Annotated in this window: 20 protein-coding genes; 11 read left to right on the plus strand and 9 right to left on the minus strand. The window is 69.6% G+C overall.

The features are described 5' to 3' along the window. Window positions 1-390 precede the first annotated feature (390 nt). Complete coding sequence (locus HUA74_RS29665) at window positions 391-1,221, plus strand: hypothetical protein (protein WP_254625297.1); 831 nt, start codon at window positions 391-393, stop codon at window positions 1,219-1,221. Window positions 1,222-1,251: 30 nt separating this feature from the next. Here HUA74_RS29665 and HUA74_RS29670 read toward each other — a convergent pair whose 3' ends face one another. From HUA74_RS29670 to HUA74_RS29685, 4 genes are all read right to left on the minus strand, one after another. Then, entirely contained in the window at window positions 1,252-3,858 is a 2,607-nt protein-coding gene (locus HUA74_RS29670; RefSeq protein ID WP_174457297.1) for a pitrilysin family protein, read from the minus strand. Between the two features lie 4 nt (window positions 3,859-3,862). After that, complete coding sequence (locus tag HUA74_RS29675; protein WP_174457232.1) at window positions 3,863-5,128, minus strand: MFS transporter; 1,266 nt, start codon at window positions 5,126-5,128, stop codon at window positions 3,863-3,865. Next, window positions 5,125-6,291 carry an aminopeptidase gene (locus tag HUA74_RS29680; RefSeq protein WP_174457233.1) on the minus strand — a complete coding sequence of 389 codons (1,167 nt, stop codon included), beginning with the start codon at window positions 6,289-6,291 and terminating at the stop codon, window positions 5,125-5,127. Before HUA74_RS29680 ends, HUA74_RS29675 begins: the two co-directional genes overlap by 4 nt. A 166-nt stretch (window positions 6,292-6,457) precedes the next feature. Next, window positions 6,458-6,628, minus strand: a complete 171-nt coding sequence (locus tag HUA74_RS29685) for a hypothetical protein (RefSeq protein ID WP_174457234.1) — start codon at window positions 6,626-6,628, stop codon at window positions 6,458-6,460. A gap of 402 nt (window positions 6,629-7,030) precedes the next feature. On the opposite strand from HUA74_RS29685, the gene HUA74_RS29690 reads away from it, so the two are divergent. Further along, window positions 7,031-8,320, plus strand: a complete 1,290-nt coding sequence (locus HUA74_RS29690) for a hypothetical protein (RefSeq protein WP_174457235.1) — start codon at window positions 7,031-7,033, stop codon at window positions 8,318-8,320. A gap of 295 nt (window positions 8,321-8,615) precedes the next feature. After that, window positions 8,616-9,092: a peroxiredoxin gene (locus HUA74_RS29695; protein WP_141642576.1), complete on the plus strand. Its 477-nt coding sequence runs from the start codon at window positions 8,616-8,618 to the stop codon at window positions 9,090-9,092. 10 nt (window positions 9,093-9,102) lie between these two features. On the opposite strand, the gene HUA74_RS29700 is transcribed toward HUA74_RS29695, so the two are convergent. Then, the gene (locus HUA74_RS29700; RefSeq protein WP_174457236.1) at window positions 9,103-9,681 is read right to left on the minus strand and encodes a TIGR02265 family protein; all 579 of its coding nucleotides are present in this window, start codon (window positions 9,679-9,681) and stop codon (window positions 9,103-9,105) included. Between the two features lie 180 nt (window positions 9,682-9,861). Here HUA74_RS29700 and HUA74_RS29705 point away from each other — a divergent pair, with 180 nt between their 5' ends. From HUA74_RS29705 to HUA74_RS29730, 6 genes are all read left to right on the plus strand, one after another. Continuing rightward, on the plus strand, window positions 9,862-10,497 hold the full coding sequence (locus HUA74_RS29705; RefSeq protein ID WP_141642574.1) for an RNA polymerase sigma factor: 636 nt from the start codon (window positions 9,862-9,864) through the stop codon (window positions 10,495-10,497). Further along, window positions 10,497-11,024 (plus strand): zf-HC2 domain-containing protein, encoded by a 528-nt coding sequence (locus HUA74_RS29710; protein WP_174457237.1) that lies wholly within the window; start codon window positions 10,497-10,499, stop codon window positions 11,022-11,024. The genes HUA74_RS29705 and HUA74_RS29710 overlap by 1 nt, the downstream gene beginning before the upstream one ends. A 5-nt stretch (window positions 11,025-11,029) precedes the next feature. Further along, window positions 11,030-11,545: a hypothetical protein gene (locus HUA74_RS29715; protein WP_174457299.1), complete on the plus strand. Its 516-nt coding sequence runs from the start codon at window positions 11,030-11,032 to the stop codon at window positions 11,543-11,545. A 127-nt stretch (window positions 11,546-11,672) separates the two neighbouring features. After that, window positions 11,673-12,263 (plus strand): DUF4136 domain-containing protein, encoded by a 591-nt coding sequence (locus HUA74_RS29720; RefSeq protein WP_141642572.1) that lies wholly within the window; start codon window positions 11,673-11,675, stop codon window positions 12,261-12,263. Between the two features lie 115 nt (window positions 12,264-12,378). Next, entirely contained in the window at window positions 12,379-13,521 is a 1,143-nt protein-coding gene (locus HUA74_RS29725; RefSeq protein WP_174457238.1) for a chemotaxis protein, read from the plus strand. Between the two features lie 218 nt (window positions 13,522-13,739). After that, window positions 13,740-14,846, plus strand: a complete 1,107-nt coding sequence (locus HUA74_RS29730) for an ADP-ribosylglycohydrolase family protein (RefSeq protein WP_371817321.1) — start codon at window positions 13,740-13,742, stop codon at window positions 14,844-14,846. Between the two features lie 66 nt (window positions 14,847-14,912). Here HUA74_RS29730 and HUA74_RS29735 read toward each other — a convergent pair whose 3' ends face one another. The 3 genes from HUA74_RS29735 to uvrA form a co-directional block, all read right to left on the minus strand. Continuing rightward, the gene (locus HUA74_RS29735) at window positions 14,913-15,923 is read right to left on the minus strand and encodes a DUF5996 family protein (protein WP_174457239.1); all 1,011 of its coding nucleotides are present in this window, start codon (window positions 15,921-15,923) and stop codon (window positions 14,913-14,915) included. Between the two features lie 199 nt (window positions 15,924-16,122). Next, window positions 16,123-16,719 carry a glutathione peroxidase gene (locus tag HUA74_RS29740; protein WP_174457240.1) on the minus strand — a complete coding sequence of 199 codons (597 nt, stop codon included), beginning with the start codon at window positions 16,717-16,719 and terminating at the stop codon, window positions 16,123-16,125. A gap of 70 nt (window positions 16,720-16,789) precedes the next feature. Next, window positions 16,790-22,096: an excinuclease ABC subunit UvrA gene (uvrA, locus tag HUA74_RS29745; protein ID WP_174457241.1), complete on the minus strand. Its 5,307-nt coding sequence runs from the start codon at window positions 22,094-22,096 to the stop codon at window positions 16,790-16,792. Between the two features lie 182 nt (window positions 22,097-22,278). Here uvrA and HUA74_RS29750 point away from each other — a divergent pair, with 182 nt between their 5' ends. After that, window positions 22,279-23,289, plus strand: a complete 1,011-nt coding sequence (locus HUA74_RS29750) for a serine protease (protein WP_174457242.1) — start codon at window positions 22,279-22,281, stop codon at window positions 23,287-23,289. A gap of 9 nt (window positions 23,290-23,298) precedes the next feature. On the opposite strand, the gene HUA74_RS29755 is transcribed toward HUA74_RS29750, so the two are convergent. Next, window positions 23,299-23,892, minus strand: a complete 594-nt coding sequence (locus HUA74_RS29755; RefSeq protein WP_174457243.1) for a DUF2378 family protein — start codon at window positions 23,890-23,892, stop codon at window positions 23,299-23,301. Window positions 23,893-24,052: 160 nt separating this feature from the next. Here HUA74_RS29755 and HUA74_RS29760 point away from each other — a divergent pair, with 160 nt between their 5' ends. Then, window positions 24,053-26,344: a PAS domain S-box protein gene (locus tag HUA74_RS29760; protein ID WP_174457244.1), complete on the plus strand. Its 2,292-nt coding sequence runs from the start codon at window positions 24,053-24,055 to the stop codon at window positions 26,342-26,344. Window positions 26,345-26,563: the final 219 nt, after the last annotated feature.

A 26,563-nucleotide genomic window follows, 5' to 3' on the forward strand; every position in this document is an offset into this window, starting at 1 on the left:
TGAGGGGTCATGGCCTTCGCCCCGTGGCTGCCCGTGCTTGTCACCCTTCACTCCGTGCCACCCGCAGCCGCACGCGCCGAGCCTGCGCCTGCCGCCTTCTCGAGCTGGTTCGACGCGCGAGCGAAGGAGGAGCAGCCAAAGGTCCTGACGCGATACCAGGTGGACCTCGACGGTGATGGGCGCGAGGACGAGGTGGTCTGCTATTCCCTGGTGAAAAGCGACGAAACGAGGCGCGGGGATGGAGCCCCGGTCACGCTGGTGGGGCTGGCCAGCGGAGAGCGCTTCGCGATGAACACAGGCGTGGGATTGGACGTCGAACTGGGCTGCCCGTCCCCCACCCCGGAAGCGTCAAACACGGGCAAACCGGTCCTACTGCTGCCACGAACCGGGATGAGAAGTTCGTCATCGGTGTCGCTGCGCTTCGACCGGAATGGCCCGTTGCTCGTGGCGAGCCACGTGACGACATATTCCAGTTCGAACCGCATGGACCTGCTGACCCAGCGCGCCCAGACCTACAACTACACGGCGCCGACCTCGGAGGAACAGGACCCCGAGGGGAATGAGACCCGGTGGGAAGGCCCGGCGCAGGTGGTGACGGACCTGGAGTCGACGGTGCTTCCGACTCCGGGAAAGGTCACCTGGGGCCAGAAGAACTGGAAGGGACTCGAGGATGCGGACCTGACGGTGAGCCTGCGTCGCCGGGGCGACCTGATGGTGGTCAGTGTCCGGCTGAAGGATGACAAGACAGTCGTTGCCGCAGATGCCAGTCCCAAGGCCATCCTCGCGGCGGACCACCTCGAGCTGCGATGGTCGGAGTGGGGCACCACCAAGCGCATGGAGAATCGACCGGTGGAGCTGGGGGTCGCGCGCAACGCGTTGGGGGTGCCCGTGGCCACGTGGTTCAAGCCTCCCAAGAAAAAGGACACGCCACCGCCGACGATTCGGTGGACCTCCCCGGAGGCCATCGAGGTGGAGCTGCCCCTGGACTGGTTCATGCCGCCGCCCGCGAAGCGCACCTATTACGACGCGATGACCTCCATGCCCTGGTTCTCGGTGTTCTTCTCGGATGGAGACGGGAAGGGTCAGGAGACGCTGGTGAATGTCTTCCCCAAGGTGCTCTTCGTCGCCGAGCCGGGGCGCCCCTTTCCCACGGTGGAGCAGAACGTCCAGCCGTGGGCGCGGGTGGAAGCCGGCGCCACGCTGCTCATGCTCACGCAATGATGGAGATGGAGCCGCGAGGGCCTTCCCCCGTCAGGGACCGACGACCGCCAGGGCGCTGCGTTCGAAGTCGATGACCCGCCGGGCCACGTCACGCACGTGGTCGGCCGTCACCTCGGAGACCCGCTGCGCGTAGTGCTGGAAGTTCTCCTGTCCGACCCCGAGACACCCATCCATCGCCAGCATCGCCGCACGAGCGGCGTTGCGCTGCAGCCCCAGCTCATGCGTGCCGATGAGGTGCTGGCGCGCCCGCTCCAGTTCCTCTTCGCTCACCCGTTCGTCCCTCACCCGCTCCAGCTCGGAGCGGATGGCCACCAGCGCCGCTGTCACCTTCTCCGGGCTCGTCCCCATGTAGATGGCGAGGTAGCCAGGGTCCACGCCTTCCATGCTGTAGCTGTTCACGCTGTAGGCCATGGCGCGTTTGTCACGCAGCTCGCGGAACAATCGCCCGCCCTGCCCCGCGAGCAGCGTGCTGAGCACCTTCAAGGCGTGGCGCCACGAATCGGTCACCCGTGCCCCCTGGAAGCCCAGCGCCAGATGGGTCAAGGAGCGCGCGAGCACCTGCCTGTGCTCGCGAGGCGACTCCGGAAGCGGCTCCGGCGCCACAGGGGGCGGTGCGGCCAGCGCGCCCGAGGCGTCGCCGAACAGCTCATGCGCCCGCTCCAGCACCTCCTCCGCGCGCACGTCCCCCACCACGCTCAGCACCATCTGCGCGGGGTTCATGTAGGCCGCGTGCCAGGCGCGCAGCGACTCGGGGCCCAGTCGCGCCACCGCACGGCTCTCCCCTGACACCGGCAACCGGTAGGGATGCGTGCGGTAGAGCGTGCTCGCGAGGACATCGAACACCCGGCCCTCGGGCTTGCCATCGCGAGCGCCCAGCTCCCTGGACAAGTTCCCGCGTTCGCGAGCCACCTCACTCTCGGAGAACAGCGGGGCGCGCAGGCAGTCCGCGAAGAGACGAAACGCGGGCTGGAAGTGGCGTGACAGGAACTCGCCGCGAAGCTCCACCAGGTTGCGTCCATGGGCCCCCTGGAGCGAGCCCGCCATGGCGGTGACCCGCCGCATAATCTCCTGTGCGTCGCGAGTGGCCGTGCCACGCGTGAGGCAGCGACCCAGCAACGTGGTGAGCCCGTTGGTCTCCGCGGTCTCGTAACGCACGCCGCCCGCGAAGCAGGCTCGCATCGCGACGAGCGGCACCGCGCGCGACTCCAGCACCAACACCCGTGCCCCCGAAGGCAGTCGCGACTCCACCAGCCCTCGAGCCGTCTCGGTCGTCTTGCGCCTCACGAGCCGAGGCAGCGGCGCGGGCCCTCCACGCACCGAGGCTGGCGCGCGCCCCCGTGACACACCGTCATGCGCGGCGTGCATCAACATCGCCTCCGCCCTTTCGGTGGAGAAGTCGCAGCCCTGGGGGAGCAGCCCCGTAAGGACAGCCCGGTCGAGGCGCAGGTAGCGCTCCGCCACCTCGTGCAATCGCTCCGGAGTGAGCCGAGCGATGGCCTCGTGGTAGCGCGCCTCCGCCTCCAGGCCGCCCAGCATGAACTGGTAGTAGCCCAGCCGCCGCGCCAGCTCCTGCACCTCCTCGCGCTGTTGCACGGCCCGCGCCTCGAAGTGGGCCTGCAACATCGCCAGCTCCTCGGCGGGCACCGGCTCCGCGCGCAGCCGGGCCAGCACCCGCAGCTCCTCCTCCACCGCCTCCGCGACCTGGTTCGGCGCGAGCGTGAACCGGAGGGAGAAGAGCCCGGGGTCCAAGGGAGTATAGGACGAGGACTCCAGCGCCCTGACGAGGCCCTGTCTGCGTTTGCATTCCCGGATGACCCGCGAGCGCTCTCCCTGCCCCGTCAGCAGCGCCAGCACGTCCAGCGCCGGCACGTCCGGATGCGCGACGTCCGGGATGGAGAAGCCCAGATGCAGCCATGCCTCCTTCGCGCCATCTTCTCGCAGACATATCCGCGGCGCGGTGCGCTCCGGCTCGGCGGGACGCCGCAGCGGCCCCGAGTGGTGCTGCCCCCAGTCACCGCCAAGGAGTTCGTCCACCCATTCGCGCAGCCGCGACTCGTCGAAGTCGCCCGCGAGACTGAGCACCAGGTTTCGCGGGGTGTAGTGCCGCGCGTAGAACTCGAGCACCCGCTCCCGGGTGAAGTCGCGCACGCTCGCGGCCGTGCCAATCACGGGGCGTCCGTAGGGATGCTGGGGGTAGGCGGCGGCGAACAACTGCCGCGAGGCCCGCCGCGCGGGGAGGTCCTCGTTGCGTTTGATCTCCTCGCACACCACCTCGATTTCTCGCGCCAGCTCTCCCGCGTCGAACGAGGAGCCACGCACCGCGTCCGAGAGGATGTCCAGCCCCAGCCGGGCGAACCGACTGGCGATGACGACATGGAAGACGGTCTGGTCGTAGCTCGTCCAGGCGTTGATCTGCCCACCATGGGCCTCCACCGTGCGAGCGATATCCCCGGGTGCCCGACGCGATGTCCCCTTGAAGAGCATGTGCTCATGCAGGTGGGCCAGGCCCAGTTGGTCGGGCCGCTCGTCCGCGCTGCCGGCCCGGACCCAGACCTGGAAGGCGACAGCGCGTGCGGTGTCTCGTCGCTCGAAGACGACGGTGAGCCCATTGTCCAGCGTGTACGTTTGAGCCGTCAGGGTCCTAACCTCCCACCATGGCCTGGCGCTTGAGCAACAGGCGACGGCGCCACGCGAGCCCCAGCCCCAGCGCGGTCCCCGATAGCAGGGCAAAGGCGAAGCTCACCGCGAAGGCCCGGGGGATGCCCAGCGACGTCCCCAGCGTTCCGCCCAGGAGCGCGCCCAGCATCGTCGAGACCTCGGGCATCAGGCTGATGACGGCCATGACCCGGGCGAGCGCGTTGGAGGGCACCTGTCGGGGGACCTCCGCGAAGAGCGTGATGAGCAGGAGCGAGGCGCCGAAGCTGCCCATCAACTCGTAGTTCAGGCACGCCACCAGTCCCAGCGCCCCAGGCCGGGCCAGCGGCAGCAGCGCGAACGAGCCAGTGAGCAGGGCCACGGCCACCGCCACGGTCCACTGCGCTCCCAGGCGCCGGTGGAAGGTCCCCACGAGAAGGCTGGCGACGATGCCCCCCACGGAGCCCACCCCGACGATGGGGCCGATGAGCGACGGCGACATGCCCAGGTCCCCGGACATGAAGAGGACCAGCAGCGCGGAGACCACGCCATTGGCCAGGCAGAGATACCCGACGATGACGAGCCCCAGGCCCAGGAAGGGCCGCTGGAGCAGCAGCGAGAATCCCAGGGTGAGCCCCTTCAGGCTCGCCGTGTTCCTCGCCGGGACATGCTGCGGCTTGCGGGGGACCCGCACGGCCACGGTCAGCAGCGCGGCCACCGCGAAGGAGGCCGCGTCCACGAGCAGCGCCACGGGCGCCGAGAGCACGGAGACGAGCAGGCCCCCCAGGCTGCGCCCCGAGACGTCCGCCAGGTTGCGCGTCACGCTGAACCGGCCATTGGCCTCCACCAACTGCCCATCCCCCACCACCGCGGGGAGGATGGGCGCGGCGAACATCCCGCCGATGGCGCTCACCGAGGTCAGACAGAAAGCCATCCCCAGGAGCAACCCGAAGCTCAACAGGCCCATCCACCAGAGCAACGGAATGGAGGCGATGAGCAGGCTGCTCGTCAGGCTGCACGCCACCAGGACGGGCACCTGACGCGAGCTCGCATCGGCCCACGCCGCGGCGGGGAGCCGCAGCAGCAGGGTCGGCGCAATCTCCACGGCCATCAGCAACCCCATCTGCTGGGGCGTGAGGTTCAGGATGGTCACCGCGACGAGCGGCAGCGCCACCTTGGTCACCGCCGAGCCCGTCAACGTGACGGTCTGCGCCGCCCACAGCCGCAGGAAGGTGGCGTTGCGCCAGAGACCGGGCGGAGGGCCCGGGCTCATCCCGCCCGCTGGGTCCGCGTGGAGGCCTTCAGGCGATCCGGCAGCGGACACACCTCCCGCATCTCCTCGTCGCCGGTCAACCCGCAGCAGTTCCCGTCGATGTCCTCGTTGAAGACCAGCTTGGGGTGAGGCACCTGCGAGGGTTTGAGATTCAGCAGGTCCAACGGCACCTGGTCGTCATCCACCCACACCTGCCCTCCCGGGGAGATGAGGTCCATGTGGATGGGCGAGTAGTAGTCCAGGACATGGATGCTCTGGTTGTGCTGGCCAAAACCCAGGTGCACGCCCGGATGACGTTCGTTGATGTGAGAGTTCATGGAGATGAACTCCCCCAGCCCTCCGTTCGTCCCGAACCCCACCTCCCCCACCCGTCTGGAGTTGGGCTGGGCGAAGACCGCCTCCACCAGGCGGCTCACTTCGGGGCTGTCACACTCGTAGTCGACGGCATGGCCGTCCTGAATCCGGATGCGGATGGGATTCTTCGCCAGACGCGCATCGACCTGCGTCAAGGCATTGATGTTGAAGGCCCCGTCGGCGACCAGGACACCGTCCACGGTGCCCGGAAAGGTGGCCACCTCTCCCGCGGGCAGGATGACGAAGCTCCCAGGACGCCACACGCCCCGGTTGCTGATCCACCGGTACCGCTCCGAGTCGAGCCCGATGCGCAGGTCCGTTCCCGATGGAGTCTTCACCTTCAGCTCACGCGCCTTCATGAACCGGTCCAGCAAGCCCGCGTTGAGCTCCGACAACATCCCAGACCTGACGTTCAGCGCCTTGAGGAAGAAGTCCTGGGAGGCGTTGATGATGCGCACCGCCAGCCACTTGTCCAAATCGTAGCGCGCCAGGGCGTTGCGGAAGGTCATCATGTGCGACATCGAGTCGCGCTCGACGGTGATGATGACCAGCTTGCCCTTGAGGCTCTCGGCAGGCGGCAACGCCGCGTCCAGGCGCTGAGGGAAGGTCTCGTCCGGGAAGGGCTTGGGCCGCATCCCCAACAAGGCGGCCTCCATCCCACGCATCCGCAAGACGGTGGCAATCCACGCGGCGGACTCGCGACTCTCGGGCGTGTAGGCCACGAGGACCTGGTCCTCCGGCATGAGGCGCGCGTAATCATCAAGCAGGACATCGATGCCGGCCCAGACTCGCTCGTCCACTTTGCTCATCTCGCGACTCCCCGGATGTGCTGCGGCAGCAGGTTGAGATTGCCCATGGTTTGAAGCTCGGGGCCTTGCGCATGAACACCGCGCCAGACGTCCCGCCCGGCCTTTACGCCTGCCCCAGGCCACCACCAGCGCCTGGGGCAGGTGCCCGCGAAGTCGCGCGGTGCGACTAGTTGTTCTGCTCGGTGGTCCAGATCGACCACATGCCGATGGTGTGCTCGGCGTTGGAGTCGCTCAGGTTGCAGGGGTTCAGTCCGGAGCTCTCGAAGCCCTCGGGCTCCGCGCTCTGCATCTCCATCAGGGTCTGCGCAAGGATTTCATCACGGTTCGAATGTTCCATGTGCAACCTCCCGGTACGCCGGTCACGCCTGGATTGGCGCGCCCAAGGACTATCACAACGCACTCCACAAAACAGACACCCCGCCATCCAGGGCAATCCCATCACGAATTCCAGACAACCCTTGAGCACCATATCCTCTCAACCCAGTGACATGGCGTGGCTGCACCGTTGACGACCCGACATCCCCGGACAGCGCCTTGAATCCCATCCACGCGGCGCGCGCCCGCGCTGTAGCGGCTTTCCATGACAGGGCTTTCCGCATCACATCCATCCCCATCTCTCTCGACTCCACGGGTAGGGGGCCCGACGCGGGGAGTCCCTTCGAGTGGGAGGACTCGCCAGCAACTGTTTCCGAGGCGAGCCCCGCGTCTATTCTTGGGACAGCCCACAGGAGCTGAGCCCATGCGCGCGACGGCCTATGCAGCCCCCTCTGAGATGCACGGCATGGCCCATCCCTCGCGCACCGTGAGCGGGGAGGGAGTCCACACGAGCGCGGAGCGGGGGCTCGCGCAATGCCAGCAACGCGCCAATCAGAGCCCTCCGGTCCAGCGCGTGTCCGGCTACCAGCAATTGCTGAACACGAGCCCCAGGGTGGCGGCGCTGCAGCGCGGCCCACCACGGGCCCCCGTCGTCCAGCGCATGCGCATCACCAGTGGTGACGTCACGGAGAGCGTCGACGAGGCCTGGAAGACGGTGGAGGAGTTCCTCTGGGACAAAGGCATTCCCGACCGCTACTGGCCCGAGATGAAGCAGCAGCTCGCGGCCATGGGGGAGGACCAGGAGTTCGAGTACTACGAAGACGCCGCGGACCTGCTGACCCAGCAGCTGAATGCCCGGGAGGGGACGGACTACCCGGTGGGGCCGCAGGAGGACCTTGATGACGAGGACACGCAGCAGGACTCGGGAGGCTGGGGTGGGCTCGCGTGGAAGGTGTTGAAGTACGGCACCATGTTCCTCGCGGCCCAGAGCGCGGTGGAGAACATCCTGCCCAAGGCGAATGCGATGTCGCTCCCCATGGGCCCCAGTGGCCCGCCGAACGCGCTGACGAACATGACCGGCCTGCGGCAGGACGTGTGCAAGGTCCCCGGCCTCATGGACAGCTTCCTGCCCATGCCTCTTCCCACGTGCGATATGGCCGACGCCCCCGTTGCGCCGAAGACCTGGTCCAATCATGGCGTCTGGAAGGATTGGCTGAATGCATTCGCCACGGGGAGGTGGAGCTATCCCGAAGACCCGACCGAGATTCCCGGGGTGAGCTTCCTGTCGGGCCCGAACGACCTGGCCCAGGACGGCTACTACGCCTATTCCCACCGCGCGAAGGATGGGCGGGTGGCCATCTCCTACACGGGGACTGATGCCAACACGAACAACGCCGTGCCCCACAGCTATCTGGCGTCAGGGGGCGACGTGTATGCGGCGGGCATACTGCTGGCGAAAGGAGGCCAGGTCACCCAGGCGGACTCCGCCTCCGGCCACTACCTTCCCGACCCCAAGGTCTACCTGGACGAGTCCTGCCAGTCGCAAGTCACCCCCAAGGAGAGCCTCGAGTTCCTCCAGAGCAAATTGGAGGCGGATGGACTCGCCGCGCCGGGCATGAACCTGCTCCCGTTCCGCCATCCGAACCTCATCCAGCAGACCATCGACTGCCAGCAGAACAGACAGCCCCTGTTCAACCCCCATGGGTTTCGCTGAAGCCCCTGACGGCCTGGCTTACGTTCCGCGGGAGTGAGGGGGGTGTGAGCGCCGCACCGGGTGTCGCCGGGTGCGTTGACGGCTCCACCCCCTGGCGCGGCGCTCAACATTACTTAACACCCCGGTGACTCCAACCATGCGATGCAGGACGCGCCCCTCCCCGGGACTTGGGAAGGACACAGTCCCGCAGTCGAGGGGAGAACGGGTGGCGTCCGGTGGGGAATACGTCCCCGGACTCGCGCGGAAAACGTGGTACCGGTGGACCGTCGCGGCCACCAGAAAGGGAGCCGTCGGAATGCTCGCCATTGGAGACCTCGCGCCGGACTTCTCCGCCACGGACTGCCATGGCGCGCCCCTGAGCCTGTCCGCGCTCCGGGGCCGCAGGGTCGTCCTGTTCTTCTTTCCCAAGGCCTTCACGCTCGGCTGCACCATCGAGAACCGGGCGTTCAGAGACAACCACCACCGCCTCCAGGAGCTGGGCGCGGAGCTGGTGGGCGTCTCCGTGGACACCCAGCGCACCCAGTGCGCCTTCGCGGAGAAGGAAGACATCCACTTCTCCCTGCTCGGAGACCCGGACCGGGTCATCAGCCGGGCCTATGACGTGCTCTGGCCGGTGCTCCGGGTGGACCGCCGCGTCACGTTCATCATCGGCCCCGACGGCCGCATCGAGGACATCATCCGCCACGAGGTGCGCGTGTACCGCCACCTGGATGACGTCCTGCGCTACCTCGAGTCCACCCCGCTCTCCGTCGCCTACGACACGGCAGCCTGAACCCCGGGCTTCAGTCCCAGAGGCAGTAGTACTCGCAATGGGATGCGCCCCGGGCGCGGCACATCGGGTGGGTGATTCGCGGCGACTGACCGCCCGACAGCTCGATGGCTCGCTCGTGCCAGCCGATGATGGTGAGGCAGTCGGCCTCCGTGACGTTCTCCGCGCTGAAGGTGCGCAGCACCGCGGACCGGGGCCCCGTCCAGTCGTACGTGCGCGAGCCCACCGCGTAATAGAACCGGTAGATGCGCGCCGCCTGGCTCAACAGGAAGTGTGGGTCCCCCGCCCTCACGAAGGCATGCTGCGGACCGTGGAGCGACTCGTCCGCGGACGCGCGGCCCATGTCGATGAAGGCCCGGCCCTCGTCATCCGGCGACAGCACCTCCGCGATGGCCGAGTCCAGCCGCAGGTTCAGCTCCAGCGGATACCAGGCCACCGGCAATATCGACTTGCGAAGCAATGCCTGGTCCGACGGGGGCAGCCGCCCGAGGACCTCGTCCACCCGAACCTGCCCGCCGTGCCGGCGCAGCATGTTCAATCGGGATATGAGCACGCCCCCCTTGATGCGAGAGCCCGAGCCTTCCAGAACCATGAGAAGTCCGTGGGTTGCACCAACCGCGGCCATTCTGACAGCGGCCGAGCGAACAGGGCAACCCGACGTCACAACCGAGTGTCGGCCAAATAGCTGTCATTTCCTGAGATTCCTGAATTGATGCGATGGCGGAAACGCGTCGAAAAATAACCTGGGGACGGCTCGGGGGTTGAAGGCGTCGTGAGCATCAGGGAGACAGGCGGCCGGGTGGTGGCGATGCCGTCTCGCCGGCTGGCCCTGGAGCGGGCGCCGGACGAGGTGCTCTGTCGTGTCTTCCTGGACGGCGAGGAGGCGGCCTTCGAGGTGCTGGTGACGCGGCACCGGGCGCTCGTCTTCTCGCTGGTGCGCCGCTACACGACCCGGCCCGAGGACGCGGCGGACCTGACGCAGGCCGCCTTCCTGCGCGCGCTGGAGGCCTCTCGCCGGGTGTTCGCGCGCTTCACGCCCGTGGGCCCGGCGCCGTTCCGCGCGTGGCTGGTGCGCATCGCCCTCAACCTGGCGAAGAACCACGCGCGGCACGGCCAGCGGTGGCGGCCGGTGCTGGTGGAGGCCGCGAACGACGAGGTGGCGGAGGCCCCTGGCGAGTCCGCGCAGGACGGCCTGGAGCGGGCGGAGAGAGCACGCGAGGTGCGCGAGGCGGTGCTGACGCTGCCGAGACGTCAGCGCGAGGTGTTGACGCTGCGCGTGGACGCCGGGTTGGCGTTCAAGGACATCGCCGAGACGCTCGGCATCACCGAGAACAATGCGAAGGTGCAGTTCCACCATGCGGTGAAGCGCCTGAAGGCGCGGGTGGGCGAGCCCGAGGAGATGCGTTGATGGCTGCATGCCCTGACCAGGAAGCGCGGGTGGATCTCCACGCCGCGGGGGCTCTGGAGGCGTCGGAGACCGTGGCCCTGCTCCAACATCTGGAGTCGTGCGCGGGGTGCCGCGAGGCCTTCGCCGCGTCGGTGGAGGTCCTGTCGCTCTTGACGTTGCCCGCGCCGACGGCGGCGGAGAAGCACGCGCAGGAAGCGCTGCCCCAGCGCGCGCTGGACACATGGAAGCGGGAGCGCATGAGCCAGGCGCTGCGACGACGCACCGTGGGCTCGTTGGTGGCGGCGGCCGCGGCGGTGGCGGTGATGGTCCTGGTGCCAGGCATCCCGCGCCCCTGGGACTGGAACACCCCGCCGGAGCCCCAGGAGATGCCGTCCGAGGAGCGCGCGGTGGAAGCGCGGGCGCTGGCGGACTTCGAGGCCTGGGCGGGGCTGGAGCCGCTGGAGGCCAGCTCCGAGTGGGAAGACGAGGAAGCGCTCGACGACGTCGAGAGCTGGGACGAGGAAGCGCTGCTGGGGGAGACGCTGTGAAGACGATGACTCGCAAGTCGTGGGTGGCGGTGACGGTGGTGCTGGTGCCCTGGCTGGCGCTGGCCCGGCCCGGCAACAGGGAGGGCGCGGAGCAGCAGCCTCGCGAGGCCGAGCGGATGGAGCGCGCGGAGAAGCGGATGCGGCTGCGGCAGGTGCTGACGCTGTCGGACGCGCTGGAGCTGGACAACGCGCAGGCGCTGAAGATGGAAGAGACGTTGCGCCGCTTCGACGAGAAGCGGCGGCCTCTGCGGGAGCAGGTTCGCGACGCGGCTCGCACGCTGCATCAGGCGGCGCGGGGCGACAGCGCGGCGCTGGCCCAGGTGGACGCCGCCGCGCAGCGTGCGTTCGAGGCGCGCGAGCGCATCGCCGCGCTGGACCGGGAGATGTACCAGGCGCTGGCCAAGGAGCTTGCTCCGGAGAAGCGGGCGAAGCTGGCGCTCGCCCTCGCGCGCGGCGGCGGCGTGAAGACCAAGCGATTTTGGAAGAACGAGCTGCCGGGGGACTCTCGGGGCGAAGACTGAGGCCCTTCCCTCGGGAATGAGACTGGAGTCGGGGACGGACGGGCATCCGTCCCCGGGGGCGATGAGCGCCCGTGCCTACCGTCAGGGAGCCAACGGCGCGTGTCGCGCCGCCACCGAGGAGGCTTCCATGCGTCTACTACCCCGACTCGCACCCCTGCTGCTGGGCCTGGCCTTCACGGCCTGCGCGAGCATCGACGTGAGCAGCAACTACGACCCCAGCGCCGTCCAGCAGATCGACGGATACAAGACCTACGCGTGGCTCCCGCAGCCAGAGGGGACCGACAAGCGCGTCTACAATCCCATCGTCGGTGGCCAGGTGCAGCACGCGGCCGACGCGTATCTGCAGTCGCACGGCTACCAGAAGGTGGATGCGGGGGCGAACCCCAACTTCCTCATCGGCTGGCATGGGGCCATCGACAACAAGATTGAAGCGGACACCGTCAACTCCTACTACGGCTATCCGTACAACTCGATGTGGGACCCGTTCTACGGCGGTGGGACCGTCGCCATGTCCGCGCCCGAGACGTATGTGCGCGAGTACGAGCAGGGCACCCTCCTGCTGGACATCGTGGACGCCGAGTCCAAGAAGCTCGTCTGGCGCGGGCAGGCGCAGGCGGAGATTGACGACAACGCCAAGGCGGAGAAGCGGCAGTCGAACATCGACAAGTCCGTGAAGGAAATCCTGGAGCGCTTCCCGCCCAAGCCCGGGAAGAAGTGACGTGCGGGCCCGTGTCCGACGCCATTGAGGTATGGGAGCGTCAGGCGTCGGACACGGGCGTGTCCTCGGGAACACTCGTCGGCGCGGGCGGACATGCCCAGGTTGCCTGCGCTCCATGTCTCGCGTCCGCCGACTCGCTGGCTGCGTCTTGCTGCTCGCCTGCCTTGGCGGTTGCACCGTCTCGGCGCCGCGCTCGGAGTTGGTGCGCCGCGTGGGCCGCTCGGACCTGTCCGTCGGGGCGTTGCGCACGCGGGTGCGGGACATGGCGCGCCGCTTCTCCGGGTTGCTGGAGGTCTCTTCGGATGAAATCGCCGCGCGCTCGGGCTCGGCCTCCGTGCGCGAGGCGATGACCACTTTCAAGATCAACTCCGTGCCGGCGATGCAGGCCGCGTTGCTCCAGCCCGACCCCGTGGCGGCCCTGGTGGATGCGTGGGCCCTGCTCGCGCAGCTCGAGCTCGCGCTTCCGCAGTGGGCCGTCTCCGCGGGTGCATCACCCGAGGTGACAGCCAAGGCCGAGCGCATGTTGCGCGAGCAGGAGGCCGAAGTGGAGGCGCTGTGGAAGGACGTGTCCGGCCATGCGGACGTGTCGCCCGCGCACCGCCTCGTCCATGAGTGGGCCGCGAAGAACCCGCTGGTGGGCTCGCTCGTCGCGCGGGTGTCCACCGTGGGGTTGCTGGCGGACGTGACGTCTCTGTCCGGGATGGGGGCGAGGGGGACGGCGGGGGCACTCGTCGAAGACGTGCGCGACATCACCGCGCGCGTGGACCTCTACGCCGCTTCCCTCCCCCGACAGGCCCGCTGGCAGGTGGAGTCGATGGCGCAGGAGGTCCTGAGGACGCTGCCCGCGAAGGAGGCGATGCGGGACCTGGACCGCGTGGTGGACACGCTGGACCAGTTGGGCGCGCTGGCGGCGGGGACTCCCGCGATGGTGGCCCGAGAGAGGACCGCGGTGCTGAGCGCGCTCGACGCGGGCAGGGAGGCCCTCCAGCGGTTCATCGAGTCGGAGCGACAGGCACTCATGGGGGACGTGCGAGGCGAGCGGCAGGCCATCCTCTCGGCGCTCCACACCGAACGCGTGGAGACACTCCAGCAGGGCGAGCAGATCGGCTACGGATTGGTGGACCACGCCTTCCAGCGCGCCGCCATGCTGGTGGACCGCATCTTCCTGTGGCTGCTCGGGTTGACTCTGCTGGGCGTGGTGGGTGTGGTCGCCGTCGCACTCCTGCTCACGCGTGCGTGGCGTCGACGGATGGGCTGAGCACGGCGCGGCATCGACCCGCGTGCGGCCCCGCCCTCCTGACACCACTTCTCGACGCGCCTCGCCACATGGCGACGGCGCATGGACTGAGCGTCGCGCGGCGGCAGCGACTCACGCGCGGCCCCGACATCCTGACGCCACCTCCCGACGAGCTTTGCCAATCTGTCAGGCGCCCTTCAAGCCGAGACTGTGAACACTCTCGGCGCGGGGCGGGCTCCGTGATTGCATTCGTCCCGGACATGGACTCGCGCTCACGTCAGGACCTCATCACCGGTGCACTGCTCGGAACCCTCGTGGGAGACGCCCTCGGTCTGCCCCGGGAAGGGCTCGGCCCTCGACGGGCGCACCGCATGTTCGGAGGCGCGCCGCTGCGACACCGGCTGGTGCTGGGCCGGGGCTTCGCCAGCGATGACACGGAGCACGCGTGCATGACGGGACAGGCCCTGCTCGCGCAACCCGAGGACGCGCCGCGCTTCGCTCGCAACCTCGGGTGGCGACTGCGGGGGTGGTTCCTGGCCCTGCCCGCGGGCATCGGCTGGGCGACCGTGCGCGCCATCGTGAAGTTGTGGTGCGGCTTCCCGCCCGAGCACAGCGGCGTCGTCTCCGCGGGCAACGGCCCGGCGATGCGAGCACCCCTGTTGGGAGCCTGTCTCGCCGCGCAGCCAGAGCGGCTCGATGCCTTCGTGCGGGCCTCCACACGGCTGACCCATCGAGATCCCCGGGCCGAGGACGGAGCGCGCCTCGTCGCACGAGCCGCCGCGTACGGCGCCCTCCATGGGCCCGAGGGCGTGAAGGACTCGGAGGCCGCGCTGCGCATGCTGCGCGAAGCCACCACCACCGCTGACTTTCACGCGGTGCTCGACACGCTGAGCGCCCAACTGGCGCGCGGTGCCTCCCTGACGGAGCTCGCCGAGGTCCTCGGGTTGGGACGTGGAGTCACGGGCTACGTCATGCACACCGTGCCCGTGGCCCTCTATGCGTGGCTGCGCCACCCGGACGACCTCCCCCGCGCGGTGGAGGAAGTCATCCTGCTCGGCGGAGACACGGACACGGTGGGCGCCATCGTGGGAGGCATGCTCGGAGCCACCGTCGGCGCGGGCGCCATTCCCCAGGCATGGCTGGACGGCGTCGCCGAGTGGCCTCGCTCAACGCAGTGGATGCGGACGCTCGCTGAACGCCTGGCGCGGCAGTTCCCCTCAGGCGAACCCCCTGCCGAGAGGACGGGCCCGCTCGCCCTCTTCTGGCCCGGACTGCTCCCGCGCAACCTGGGAGTCCTCGCCATCGTGCTCGCACACGGCTTCCGCCGCTTGCTGCCACCGTACTGAACGCCACGGCGCATCTCCGCCCTGGCGCTCACGGGTGCATCACGCAACGGCCACGGAGCCACGCCCTCACGAGTGACTGTCGGCGGTGGGCTGCTCGGCCTCCGTGGCACTGACGGTTCCGCGAGCCGCCTTCAAGCTGTCGGGAATGATGAGCGGCCGCTCCAGCCGGGCCCGGTCCCACTTCCCCAGGTTCGCGCAGGCGTCGTAGCTCGTCTGGAAGAAGTCGAGCAGGAACGCCTTGGGGTCCTTCGCGTGGCGCACCGACTCGTAGGGCAGCAGGAACTCCTTGAGGCCCGCGTCGTATCCCGCCTCCGCAGGCTCCACGCGCGCGGCGGCGAAGCCCGTCGGCTCCGGTGCCGCGTAGCAATAGAACGCCGCGCCGCCCAGGGCCTCGCTGCCGGGCCAGAAGCCCGCGCTGCAGACCTCCTCGCAGTAGGCCTCGGCCGTCACCGCGTCCGCGCCTTCACGCACCGGCGCGGGCCGGCCACCGAAGCGCGTCACCGCCAGGTCGAAGCTCCCCCAGAAGAACTGCACCGGGCTGCACTTGCCGGTGAAGCGGGCCCGGAACTCCTTCAGGATGAGGTCCGCCTGGAGCAGCGCCCGCCACCAGTGCTGCGCGTGCTCGGCCACATAGGTTTCGTGGTGCCGGTCCTGACTGAACGGCGTGGTGTCGTCCGGTATCTCCACCGGCTGCTCCCAGATGCGGGTCTCGATGCCCAGCGAGCGCAGCGTGGCCATGACATCCCGGTAGAACTCCGCCACCGGTCGGGACGTCAGCTCCATGACGCGCACGTCCCCCTGACTCGTCAGGAAGCGCAGCTCGCTGGCGAGGAAGTCGAAGTCCACCTCGAAGCCGCCATTCCCATAGGGGATGAGCCCTGTCGTCAGACCCCGCGCCGTCACGCGGAACGACACATTCCACCAGTGGTTCTCCGGTGGCGTCAGCGTCAGCCGCACCTTGCCGAGCACCTGGGTGTACCGGTGCAGCGTGGCATAGGTGTCCTTCCACTCCGCGAATGGAAGCGCCGGCCACGCCTCCTCCTTCGTTCCCAGTCCGGGTATCGACGCGATGGCCATGCGGCTCCCTCCTCAAGGGCCACGTCCACCACCACGGTGAGCCCCTCATGGCCCACATGCCACGGTGGCCTCACGGGCCGCATGCAGGGAGGACGGAGGACGGAGCGTCAGTCCTCGCGAGCCCTCGGGCTCCCGACGGACGACCCGCCACCGGCCCGGGCGGATGCTCGCTCCGGGCCGGCGAGAGCTCAGCCGTCCGCTACGGCTGGGCGAGCGCGGCGTCGACGGCCTTGCGCAGCTCGTCGCTCTCCGGCGTCACCTTGCTGGGGAAGCCCGCCTTCACCTGGCCGTCCTTGCCCACGACGTACTTGTGGAAGTTCCACTTCGGCGCGTCGTGGTTCTTCGCGAGGAAGGCGTAGACCGGGGACTGGCCGTCGCCCTTCGTCTTCACCTTCTCGAACATGGGGAAGGTGACCTTGAAGCGCAGCTCGCAGAACTTCTTGATGTCCTCCGAGCTGCCCGGCTCCTGCCCGCCGAAGTCATTGGACGGGAAGCCCAGCACGACGACACCCTTGTCCTTGTAGTCCTGGAAGAGCTTCTCCAGGCCCGCGTACTGCGGCGTGTAGCCACACTCCGACGCGGTGTTCACCACGACCAGGACCTTGCCCTGGAAATCGGAGAGCTTCTCGGCCTTGCCATCGAGACGGTTCGCGGACAGGTCATGCAGGGACATGGGCTTCTTCTCGCTCGGGGGCTGGGACTTCGCGGGAGTGGTGGGCTTCGTCGCCGAATCCCCGGCGAGTGCCGGGGTGACGATGAGCGCCGTGGCGACGGTCAGTACATGGAGGGTTCTCATGGGGCCGCCAAGAATGCCGAAGCACAGCCCCCGTTTCACGACCTTCTGTCCTGTCTTCGACATCCCACCCTCACCGGCTCCCCGCCGCACCGCGACGCGATGCGTGACGGTCCTCGCCGGAAAAGAGGGACTTGAGCACCCGCCCGGTGGCCGTCTTCAGCTTCGCCACCTCGCGGGGTGTGCCCTCCGCGACGATGAGGCCGCCGTCATCGCCCCCCTCCGGCCCCAGCTCCACGACGTGGTCCGCCGCGCCGATGACGGACGGGTGGTGCTCGATGACCACCAGCGTGTCGCCCCGGTCCACCAGTCGCCCCAGGAAGGTGATGAGCTTCTCCACGTCGCCCAGGTGCAGGCCCGTCGTCGGCTCATCGAGCACGTACAGCGTGGGCTCGTGCCGTGAGGAGGCCGTCAGCTCGGACGCCAGCTTGAGCCGCTGCGCCTCGCCGCCGGACAGGGTGTTGGAGCCCTGCCCGAGCTGGAGGTAGCCCACGCCCAGGTCCGACAGGCATTGCAGCGGCGCGGCCACCTTGGGAATGGAGCGGAAGACGTCCTTCGCCTCGTCGGCGGACAGCCGCAGCACGTCGCCGATGGACAGGCCGTGGTAGCGAATCTCCAGCGTGGCCGCGTCGAAGCGCGCGCCGCCGCAGGCCTCGCACGGCGTCACCACGTCCGGGAGGAAGGACATCTCATGGGAGATGGAGCCCTGCCCCTCGCACGCGGTGCACCGTCCACCGGCGGCGGTGTTGAAGGAGAAGCGCGCGGCGGAGAAGCCCCGAATCTTCGCCTCGGGCGTGGCGGCGAAGGCCCGGCGCAGCTCGTCCCAGATGCCCAGGAACGTCGCCGGCACCGAGCGCGGCGTGCGGCCGATGGGCGACTGGTCCACCGACATCACCCGCTTCACCGGGTCCACGCCCTTCAGCGAATCGAAGGGTCCCGGCTTCGAGGAGACCAGCTCCAGCGCCTCGCGCAGCGCCGGGTAGAGCACCTGGCGAATCAGCGTGCTCTTGCCGGAGCCGGACACGCCGCTGACGACGTTGAGCCGGCCCACGGGCAGCCGCAGGTCCACGCGCTTCAGGTTGTTGGCGCGCGCGCCCTTCAGCTCCAGCCAGTGCTTCGGCTCTCCGCGTCCTGAAGGAGGCCGCACCTGCGCCTCGCGCAGCGCGACGGCCGTGGGAGAGTCGCTCTGCAGCACCACGTCCGGCGGGCCTTCCGCGAGGATGCGTCCGCCGCCACGGCCACCGGTGGGTCCCAGGTCGAGCAGATGGTCCGCCGCGCGGATGGTGTCCGAGTCGTGCTCCACCACCAGCACCGTGGAGCCCGTGTTCACCAGCGCGCGCAGGTTGTCGAGCAGGCGGTGGGTGTCACGCGGATGCAGGCCGATGGTGGGCTCATCCAGCACGTACATCGCCCCGGTGAGGCCCGCGCCGAGCTGCGCGGACAAGCGCAGTCGCTGCATCTCTCCGCCCGACAACGTGGCCGCGTTGCGGTCCAGGGACAGGTAGCCCAGGCCCACACGCTCCAGGAACTCCATGCGCCGCAGAAGCTCCTGTCGGGACGGCTCGCCCAGGAGCGCGCGGTCCCCCTTGAACTTCCAGCCCTTCACGCGCTCCAGCGCCGAGGCCACGGACTGCTTCACCACCTCGTGGTAGCGCGCCCCTTCCAGCCGCACGCCGCGAGGGATGGGGTCCAACCGACTGCCACCGCACGCGCGGCACGGCGCCGTCTCGCCCTCGGCCTGCGCCGTGGGTCCGCCCTGCACGCCCGTGCCCTCGCACGAGTCGCAGCGCCCCTGCTTCGTGTTGAAGGAGAACCAGCGCGGGTCCAGCTCCGGCACGGCGGTACCGCACTGGGGACAGGTGCGCTCGGTGGACAGCAGCGTCTCACCCTTCGAGGTGCGCAGCTTCAGCGCGCCCTGTCCCCAGCCCAGCGCCTTGTCGAACACGTCGCGCGGCAGCTTGGAGACCTTGCCCTCGTACATGACGAGGTCGATGTCGTGCTCGCGCGTCTTCGCCAGTCGCGGCGGGTCATCCGTGGAGGCGAGCTGCCCGTCGACGATGGCGGTGGTGATGCCCCCGCGCGCCGCCGCCGTGAAGACATCCAGGTACGTGCCCTTGCGCGAGCGCACCGCGGGCGCCAGCACCGTCGCCTCGCCCTTCATCGCGGAGAGCTGCGCGAACAGGAGCTCCGGAGAGATGGAGGTGATGGCCGTGTCGTCGCGAGGGCAGTGCGGCTCCCCCAGCTTGGCGAACAGCAGACGCAGGTAGTGGGCCACCTCGGTGACGGTGGCCACGGTGCTCGTGCCACCCGCGCGAGAGGTGCGTTGCTCCAGCGCCACGGTGGGCGGAATGGAGCTGACGCGCTCCACGTCCGGCCGTGGCATGGTGGGCAGGAACTGCCGCGCGTAGGGACTGAGCGTCTCCAGGAAGCGCCGCTGTCCCTCCGCGAACACCACGTCGAAGGCCAGCGAGCTCTTGCCCGAGCCGCTCGGCCCGGTGACGACGGTCATCTTCCCGAGCGGAATCTTGCACGACACGTCCTGCAGGTTGTGCTCGCGCGCGTGCTCCACCTCGATGGCCGGAGCGACGTCCTTGCCCGGCTTGCGCGGCTTCACCGAACGGCCCAACGGCTTGCGCTCACCTCGCAGTGCCTCCGCTGTCGCGCCCTCGCCACGCGCCACGTCCGCGGGCGTGCCTTCAGCCACCAGCCGACCGCCGTCCTTGCCGCCCACCGGCCCCAGGTCGATGACCCAGTCCGACGCCTTCATCACCGACACGTCGTGGTCCACGACGATGACGCTGGCGCCACGGTCCACCAGCGCATGAAGCGCGTCGATGACGTGACGCACGTCCTCCGCGTGCAGGCCCGCGCTCGGCTCGTCGATGAGGAACAGCGAGCCCTTCGACTCGGTGGCCAGCGCACGCGCCAGCTTCAGCCGCTGCGCCTCTCCGCCCGACAGCGTGGACAGGGGCTGCCCCAGGGGCAGGTAGCCCAGGCCCAGCCGCGCCACCGGCCCCAGCGTGCGCTGGAGGGCCGCGTCGCTCCCGAAGTGCTGGAGCACCTCGGACACCGTCATCTCCAGCACCTGCGCCACGCTGAAGCCCTGGTGGCGGACGGCGAGCACCTCCTCCTTGAAGCGCCGGCCCCGGCACACCGCGCACAGCAGGGCGACGTCCGCGAGGAACTGCATCTCCACCGTCTCGTAGCCCTCGCCCGAGCACGCCTCGCAGCGCCCCTTGTCCACGTTGAAGGAGAAGTGGGCCGGCGTCAGTCCGCGCACCTGCGCGTCGGGCTCCGCCGCGAAGCGCTCGCGCAGCCTGTCCCACGCCTTGGTGTACGTGGCGGCATTGCCACGCGACGTGCGCCCCAACGGAGACTGGTCCACGAAGGTGATGGCCTTCACCGCCTCGGCCCCCTCCAGCGCGTCCACCACGCCCGGGGCCTCCACGTCCTTCACGCCCAGCCGCCGGGCCAGGTGCCGGTAGAGCACCTCGTCCACCAGCGTGCTCTTGCCGGAGCCGCTCGGCCCCGTCACCGCGCACAGCACGCCCAGCGGCACGCTCACCGACAGCGCCTTCAGGTTGTGCTCCCGCGCGCCCCGCACCTCGATGGAGCCCGTCTTCACGCGAGGCGTCCTCCGCGCCTCATCGCTCCCCGCGAGGAGCCGACCGGTGGGCAGGTCCTTGCGCTTCGCCAGCGCCTCCGGCGGACCATCGAAGCACAGCCGTCCACCTTCACGACCCGCGCCGGGGCCCAGCTCCAGCACGCGATGCGCGGAGCGGATGACCAGCGGGTCATGCTCAATCACGAGCGCGATGTTGCCCCGCTCCGCCAGCTCCGCGATGGCCTCCGTCAACGGTGGCACATCCCCGGGATGCAGGCCCACGGTGGGCTCGTCCAGGACGAACAGCGAGCCGGTGAGTGACGTCCCCAGCGCCGCCGTCAGCGACACGCGCTGCGCCTCGCCTCCGGACAGCGTGCGCGCCTGGCGGTCCAACGTCAGGTAGCCCAACCCCACGCGCCGCAGGTAGCTCAGGCGCCCGGACAGCTCACGCCGCGCCAGTTCGCCCTGCCCCGTCGTCGTGCCCAGCGCCTCCAGCCGAGCCAGCGCCTCCGTCAGCTCCAGCCCGTGCCAGCCCGGCAGGTCCAACCCGCCCACGCGGTACGCGCGCGCCTGCTCATTGAGCCGCGCGCCGCCACAGCTCTGGCACAGCGAATACGCGCGGTAGCGCGCCAGCAGCACGCGCACGTGCATCTTGTACGTGCGCCCCTCCATCCACCGGAACCACGCGCGCACGCCCGGATAGGCGCGCCCTTCGTCGTAGTCACCCGCACCCTCCAGCACCGACTCCCGCTGCGCCGGCGTCAGCGACGCCCAGGGCGCGTCCATGGGAATCCCCTTCGCGCGGCACCAGCGCTGGAGCATGCCCCGCTCCCACTCCGTCGACGCGCCGGACCACGGACGGATGGCCCCCTCTGAAAGACTCAGCGCCGGGTTGGGAATCACCTTGTCCCAGTCGATGCCGATGGTGCGCCCGAAGCCTCGACACGGCGCGCACGCGCCCACCGGCGACTGGTAGCTGAACAGGCCCGGCCGCGCGGCCTCGAACTCACGCGCGCACTTCGGACACACCAGCCCCCTGCGCACCCGCTTCGGCTCGGCGCCGACCCCCAGCACCACCGCCTCGCCCTCCGAGCGAGCCCACGCGTCCTCCATCGCCTGCGTCACGCGCGACAGCTGCGAGGCAGACAGCTTCACCCGGTCCACCAGCACCCGCGCCACGCCCGCGGAGTCCGTCGCCTCCGAGGGCTTGAGCGACTCCAGCTCCCGCACCTCGCCCTGCACCACCAGCCGGTGGTAGCCGTCCTTCAACAACCGGGCGCGCACGTCCAGGAACGAGGCCGTGTCCGCGATGCGCAGCGGGAAGGCGATGAGGGCCTGGGCCTCCGGCGACTCGCGCAGCAGGGCCGACGCCGCGACACGCGCATCCGTGCGCACCGCCTCCACGCCGCAGTCCGGGCACACCGGCATCGCCTCGCGCGTGAAGAGCGCGGACAGGTACGGCTCCACGTCCGCCAGTGTCGCCACCGTCGAGCGCGAGCTCTTCACCGGCGCGCGCCGGTCCACCGCCACACCCGCGGCCACCGGCTCCAGCGCCTCCATGGGCGGCCGCTCCAGCCGCTCCAGGAACTGCCGGGCATACGGGCTGAAGCTCTCCACGAAGCGCCGCTGACCCTCGGCATACAGCGTGTCGAGCGCCAGACTCGACTTGCCCGCCCCCGAGACTCCGGTGATGCAGACCAGCTCCCCTTCCGCGAGGTCCACGGAGAGGTCCTTCAGGTTGTGCGTTCGGGCGCCTACGAGGTGGGTCTTGTGCATTTCGGGTCGGAGGTTTAACGACCTGACACTTCAACGCCACAGACAAGTGAACCAACGCGTCAACGAATGCCCCCCCTGGTTGGGTGAAGGGCGAGCGGCTTGCTACAACTGGGGTACAATGAGCGCGCGGGGGCGGCGCCCGGCCCAGGTGCCCAGATGCCCCGCGATGCAGGAGGCTCTCCATGGCCGAGGGAAGCAACAGTTCTCCCCCCCGTGACGCGCTGGTCCAAGCCTCGCCCTCCCTGGTGTTGCTGGAAGTCGATGGCCACACGGCCTCCGCCTTCGTCGCCACCGGCCAGGGACACCTCGTCACCAGCCTGCATGCCGTGGCGGGAGCACGCCTCATCCACGCGGTGATGGCGGATGGGACGCGCGCGGAGGTGGACCAGGTGGCGGCGATGGATGACCGCCGTGATTTGGCCATCCTCCGTTTACCGGTGACGGACCTGGCGCCTCCGCTCGGTCTGGCGCTCGCACCCCTGCCCGCCGAGGGCGACACCGTCTACGTCCTGCGAGCCGGCGCCGGCCCCGCACCGGAGGTTCGCTCCCAGCAAGTGCGGGCGGTCCAGGTGCTCGGCGACTGGCTCACCTTGCTGGAGCTGACGCGCACGCTTCCGGAGGAGTCCTCCGGCGGGCCGGTGCTGGACATGCGCGGCGCGGTGGTCGGCGTGGCCACCGCGGCGCTGGCCAACGGCCGCTCCCTGGGCCTCGTCATCCCCACGCGCTACATCGCGCCGCTCCTGCGGGGCTCGGCCGCCTCGCCCCTGTCCGCGCTGGAAGCGCCTCGCCGCAGGGCCGGACGCGTGAGAAGGGTGCCGCAACATCCGTTGAGCGTGCTGGAAGGCGCGACGACGGATGCGCTGGAGTCCATCGCCACCACGCTGGGCCACGCCATCAACGCGGGCGCCCCCGCGTACAACCGGGGCGACGTGGACGGCTGCTACCGCCTCTACGCCCGCACCGCCGAGCGACTCATCGACTCGTGCAAGGCCTTCCCCGGCGCCCAGCGCGCGCTGCGCGACGGACTCACGCGCTGCGATGATTTGCCGGACTCCGACGACCGGGCCTGGGCCCTGCGCGACACCTTCGATGGATTGCTGGACGTCATCGGCCGCTGGCTCCAGAAAATCCGTCCAGAAGCCGCCCGCATCGCCAGGCACTCGGCGCCGCCGCCCAAGAACTACCTCAACTGACGCGCCGCCTCACGCATCCTCCCAGCGCACGCGCAGCGCGTAGCCGGCCGGCTGCCGGTCCAGCACGTCCACGCGCGGCCGCACCCGGGTGCGCCGCAGCACGCCTTCCACCACGCCCGCCACGAAGTCCGGCAGCGGGTCCCCGTCCACCACCCGCACGCGCCACTCCCGCTCCTGCACCGGCTCCAGGACCATCTTCATGTCCTCGCGCCCCGCCTTCAGGTACGTGGGCAGCCGCGTCAGACAACGCTCGGTACCCAACAGTGGCGCCGCGGTGGCGAAGATGCGCCCCACCAACGTCTGCGCGAAGCCCTCCACGTAGCGGTGCCCCAGCGCCCGGTTTGCCTCCTCAGGAGGTTGTCCCGCGCACGCGAAGCGCCGCGCCACACCCAGCGCCGCGCGCCACACGGTGAGGGGGTAGTACTCCTGCGATGCGTCCGTGTCCGTGTCGTAGCCGATGTCTCGCAGAGACTGGGCGAACGCGCCGGAGGGCTTCAGCGCATGGACGAACAGCCCCTCGAAGTTGCGCCGTGGCACCTGCACTGGCACGTAGGGCGCCTTCCGAGCCCCCACCGCCGCGTCCTTCGAGCCCCGCCGCTCCATGGCGTTCCCCCCTCCGAATCCGCCGGTCCGCACCGGCCCGGAACCACTCTAACAGCCCGCTGTCCGCGCGGCTTTCGTTGCCCTGGAAAACTAGCGCCTCAGCACACTTTTACAACACGAGGGCTCGTGCAACGATGGTCGTTTGCATGCAAGGAGTCCCATGCGGGTCCTGATAGTCGCTCAGGGAGGGGCGGACCTGTCGCCACTGGAAACCCTGCTGGAAGCCAGGGGGAACACGGTGGTCCACGTCGCTCGTGACGTGGAAGTACCGGCGGCCTGGCGCGCCGAGCCCTGTCCCCTGGTGGTGCTGGATGCGCGCGAGCCGGGCTCGCGAATGCCCCTCGTGCGGGCCCTGCGCAGCCTGCCGGGTGGCGCCGCGGCGGTGGTGATGTTGGTGGGGCGACGCGGCGCGCTCCACCTGCTGGAGCCCGCGCTGGAGGACGGCGCGGATGAAGTGCTGGCGTGGCCCATGGACGCGGAGGAGCTGCGGCTGCGGCTGGACATGGCCGAGCGCCGCTCCGCCCGCCGCGAGTCGCGCGTCGGGGTGCCGTTCGGCGACGAACTGCGCGACACCATGCTCTCCGTCAGCCCGGTGCCCACCTCCATCACCACGCTGGGCGAAGGCCGCGTCGTGGCGGCCAATGACGCCTACTTCCGGGCGTTCGGCTACTCGCGCGAGGACATGCTGGGCAAGACGACGGTGGAGCTGCGCCTGTGGGAGCGCCCGTTCGACCGCGCCCACGTCATGGAGCGGCTGCGGCAGCACGGCTCGGTGCGGGGCGTGGACGCGCAGTACCACACCAGCACCGGCGAAGTGCGCCACACGCTGTTGTTCATGGGGCTGGTGCCCTATGCGGGCGAGCCGCACGTCATCTCCTTCTTCCCGGACATCACCCCGCTGAAGCAGGCGGAGGAGGAGGTGCGCCGCTCGGAGGTGAGCTTCCGCACGCTCATCCAGAGCCTGCCGGACCTGGTGGCCGTCTTCGACCGTGACGCGCGCGTGCGCTACGCCAACCTGAAGGTCGCCCGCGCACTGGGCTACTCGGACGTGCGCGAGCTCATCGGCAAGCACATCTCCGACATGATTCCCCCCGAGGACCTGGCCTCGGCGGACGCGCGCATGCACGAGGCCCTGCGCACCGGGCGCAACGCCCTTTCAGAAAGGCGCATGGTGCGGCGCGACGGCGGCATCCTCCACGTGGAGTCCACCACCTTCCCACTGCACTTCGACGGCGAGGACTCCATTGTCTCCGTGGCGCATGACCTGACGGAGCGCCACCAGATGCAGGCGCGACTGATGCTCGCCGAGCGCATGGCCTCCGTGGGTACGCTCGCCGCGGGCGTGGCGCATGAAATCAACAACCCGCTGGCCTACCTCACCGCCAACCTCGCCTTCGCGCGCGAGGAGCTGTCCAACCTGCCCGGCCCCGGCGCGCCCGGCATGGACGCCACGGTGACCGAGTCCCTGGCGGACGCGCAATCCGCGCTCGCCGAGGCCCAGCAGGGCGCCGAGCGCGTGCGAACCATCGTCCGCGACCTGAAGACCTTCAGTCGGGTGGATTCGCTCGAGGACTCCGTCGTCGACGTGCGCCAGGTGCTCGACTCCACGCTGAACCTGGCGACCACGGAGATCCGCCACCGCGCCCGGCTGGTGAAGCTCTTCGAGGACGTCACGCCCGTGCGCGCCAACGAGTCGCGGCTGGGCCAGGTGTTCCTGAATCTCCTGGTCAACGCCGCGCAGGCCATTCCGGAGGGCTCGCCGGACCGCCACGAGATTCGCGTCGCCGCGCGCATGGGTGATGGAGGCCGCGTGCTGGTGGAGGTGTCGGACACGGGCGTGGGCATCGCCGCGGAGCACCTGCCGCGCCTGTTCGACCCCTTCTTCACCACCAAGGCTCCCGGCGTGGGCACCGGCCTGGGCCTGTCCATCTGCCACAACCTGGTGACGGCGCTGGGCGGCGAGATTCGCGTGCGCAGCGCCCCCAACCGAGGCTCCACCTTCCAGGTGCTGCTGCCTCCGTCCGAGCGCCCGCGCGCGCTGCCACCACCGCCGCCACTGGAGGCGCCCTCCTCCGCGGAGAAGCGCGGACGGCTGCTCGTGGTGGATGACGAACCCCTGGTCTGCACGGCGCTCGGCCGCACGCTGCGCCCCCACCACGACGTCACGCTCGCCACGCGCGCGCAGGACGCGCTGGAGCGAATCGAAGCCGGCGAGCACTACGACGTCGTCTTCTGCGACTTGATGATGCCGGGCATGAGCGGCATGGACTTCTACTCCACGCTGATGAAGCGCTATCCGGACCAGGCCCGCCGCGTCGTCTTCCTCACCGGCGGTGCGGTGACACCCCAGGCCCGCGCCTTCCTTGAAACCGTCACCAGCCCGCATCTCGAGAAGCCCTTCGCGGGCCGCGAGCTGCTGTCCTTGGTGCAGGAACGATTGGCCCGCGCCTGATCCGGGTCACAGTCCACCTGTGGAAGAATCGGACAGACTCACGCGCCGGCTGTCCTTCAATTCCCCAGCGATTCCACGGCCCTGCCCAGGCTGCGTCACACGACGCCCCCGCAAGCCCGCAGCTTCATTGACCTCAAACTAAATCCTCCGAGTAAGCGTGCGCGATTCCTGAAGATATTCCAGGGATGAACGACCGCGTCATGGGCTGGTACGGGGGTT

Origin of the sequence: Myxococcus sp. CA051A, from assembly GCF_013336705.1 — a bacterium.
Taxonomy (GTDB): domain Bacteria; phylum Myxococcota; class Myxococcia; order Myxococcales; family Myxococcaceae; genus Myxococcus; species Myxococcus llanfairpwllgwyngyllgogerychwyrndrobwllllantysiliogogogochensis.

Coding starts and splice junctions, on each gene's coding strand:
- HUA74_RS29665 (WP_254625297.1), top strand. CDS start 391: ATGAGAAGTTCGTCATCGGTGTCGCTGCGCTTCGACCGGAATGGCCCG.
- HUA74_RS29675 (WP_174457232.1), bottom strand. CDS start 5,128: ATGAGCCCGGGCCCTCCGCCCGGTCTCTGGCGCAACGCCACCTTCCTG.
- HUA74_RS29680 (WP_174457233.1), bottom strand. CDS start 6,291: ATGAGCAAAGTGGACGAGCGAGTCTGGGCCGGCATCGATGTCCTGCTT.
- HUA74_RS29685 (WP_174457234.1), bottom strand. CDS start 6,628: ATGGAACATTCGAACCGTGATGAAATCCTTGCGCAGACCCTGATGGAG.
- HUA74_RS29690 (WP_174457235.1), top strand. CDS start 7,031: ATGCGCGCGACGGCCTATGCAGCCCCCTCTGAGATGCACGGCATGGCC.
- HUA74_RS29695 (WP_141642576.1), top strand. CDS start 8,616: ATGCTCGCCATTGGAGACCTCGCGCCGGACTTCTCCGCCACGGACTGC.
- HUA74_RS29700 (WP_174457236.1), bottom strand. CDS start 9,681: ATGGTTCTGGAAGGCTCGGGCTCTCGCATCAAGGGGGGCGTGCTCATA.
- HUA74_RS29710 (WP_174457237.1), top strand. CDS start 10,497: ATGGCTGCATGCCCTGACCAGGAAGCGCGGGTGGATCTCCACGCCGCG.
- HUA74_RS29715 (WP_174457299.1), top strand. CDS start 11,030: ATGACTCGCAAGTCGTGGGTGGCGGTGACGGTGGTGCTGGTGCCCTGG.
- HUA74_RS29720 (WP_141642572.1), top strand. CDS start 11,673: ATGCGTCTACTACCCCGACTCGCACCCCTGCTGCTGGGCCTGGCCTTC.
- HUA74_RS29725 (WP_174457238.1), top strand. CDS start 12,379: ATGTCTCGCGTCCGCCGACTCGCTGGCTGCGTCTTGCTGCTCGCCTGC.
- HUA74_RS29735 (WP_174457239.1), bottom strand. CDS start 15,923: ATGGCCATCGCGTCGATACCCGGACTGGGAACGAAGGAGGAGGCGTGG.
- HUA74_RS29740 (WP_174457240.1), bottom strand. CDS start 16,719: ATGAGAACCCTCCATGTACTGACCGTCGCCACGGCGCTCATCGTCACC.
- uvrA (WP_174457241.1), bottom strand. CDS start 22,096: ATGCACAAGACCCACCTCGTAGGCGCCCGAACGCACAACCTGAAGGAC.
- HUA74_RS29750 (WP_174457242.1), top strand. CDS start 22,279: ATGGCCGAGGGAAGCAACAGTTCTCCCCCCCGTGACGCGCTGGTCCAA.
- HUA74_RS29755 (WP_174457243.1), bottom strand. CDS start 23,892: ATGGAGCGGCGGGGCTCGAAGGACGCGGCGGTGGGGGCTCGGAAGGCG.
- HUA74_RS29760 (WP_174457244.1), top strand. CDS start 24,053: ATGCGGGTCCTGATAGTCGCTCAGGGAGGGGCGGACCTGTCGCCACTG.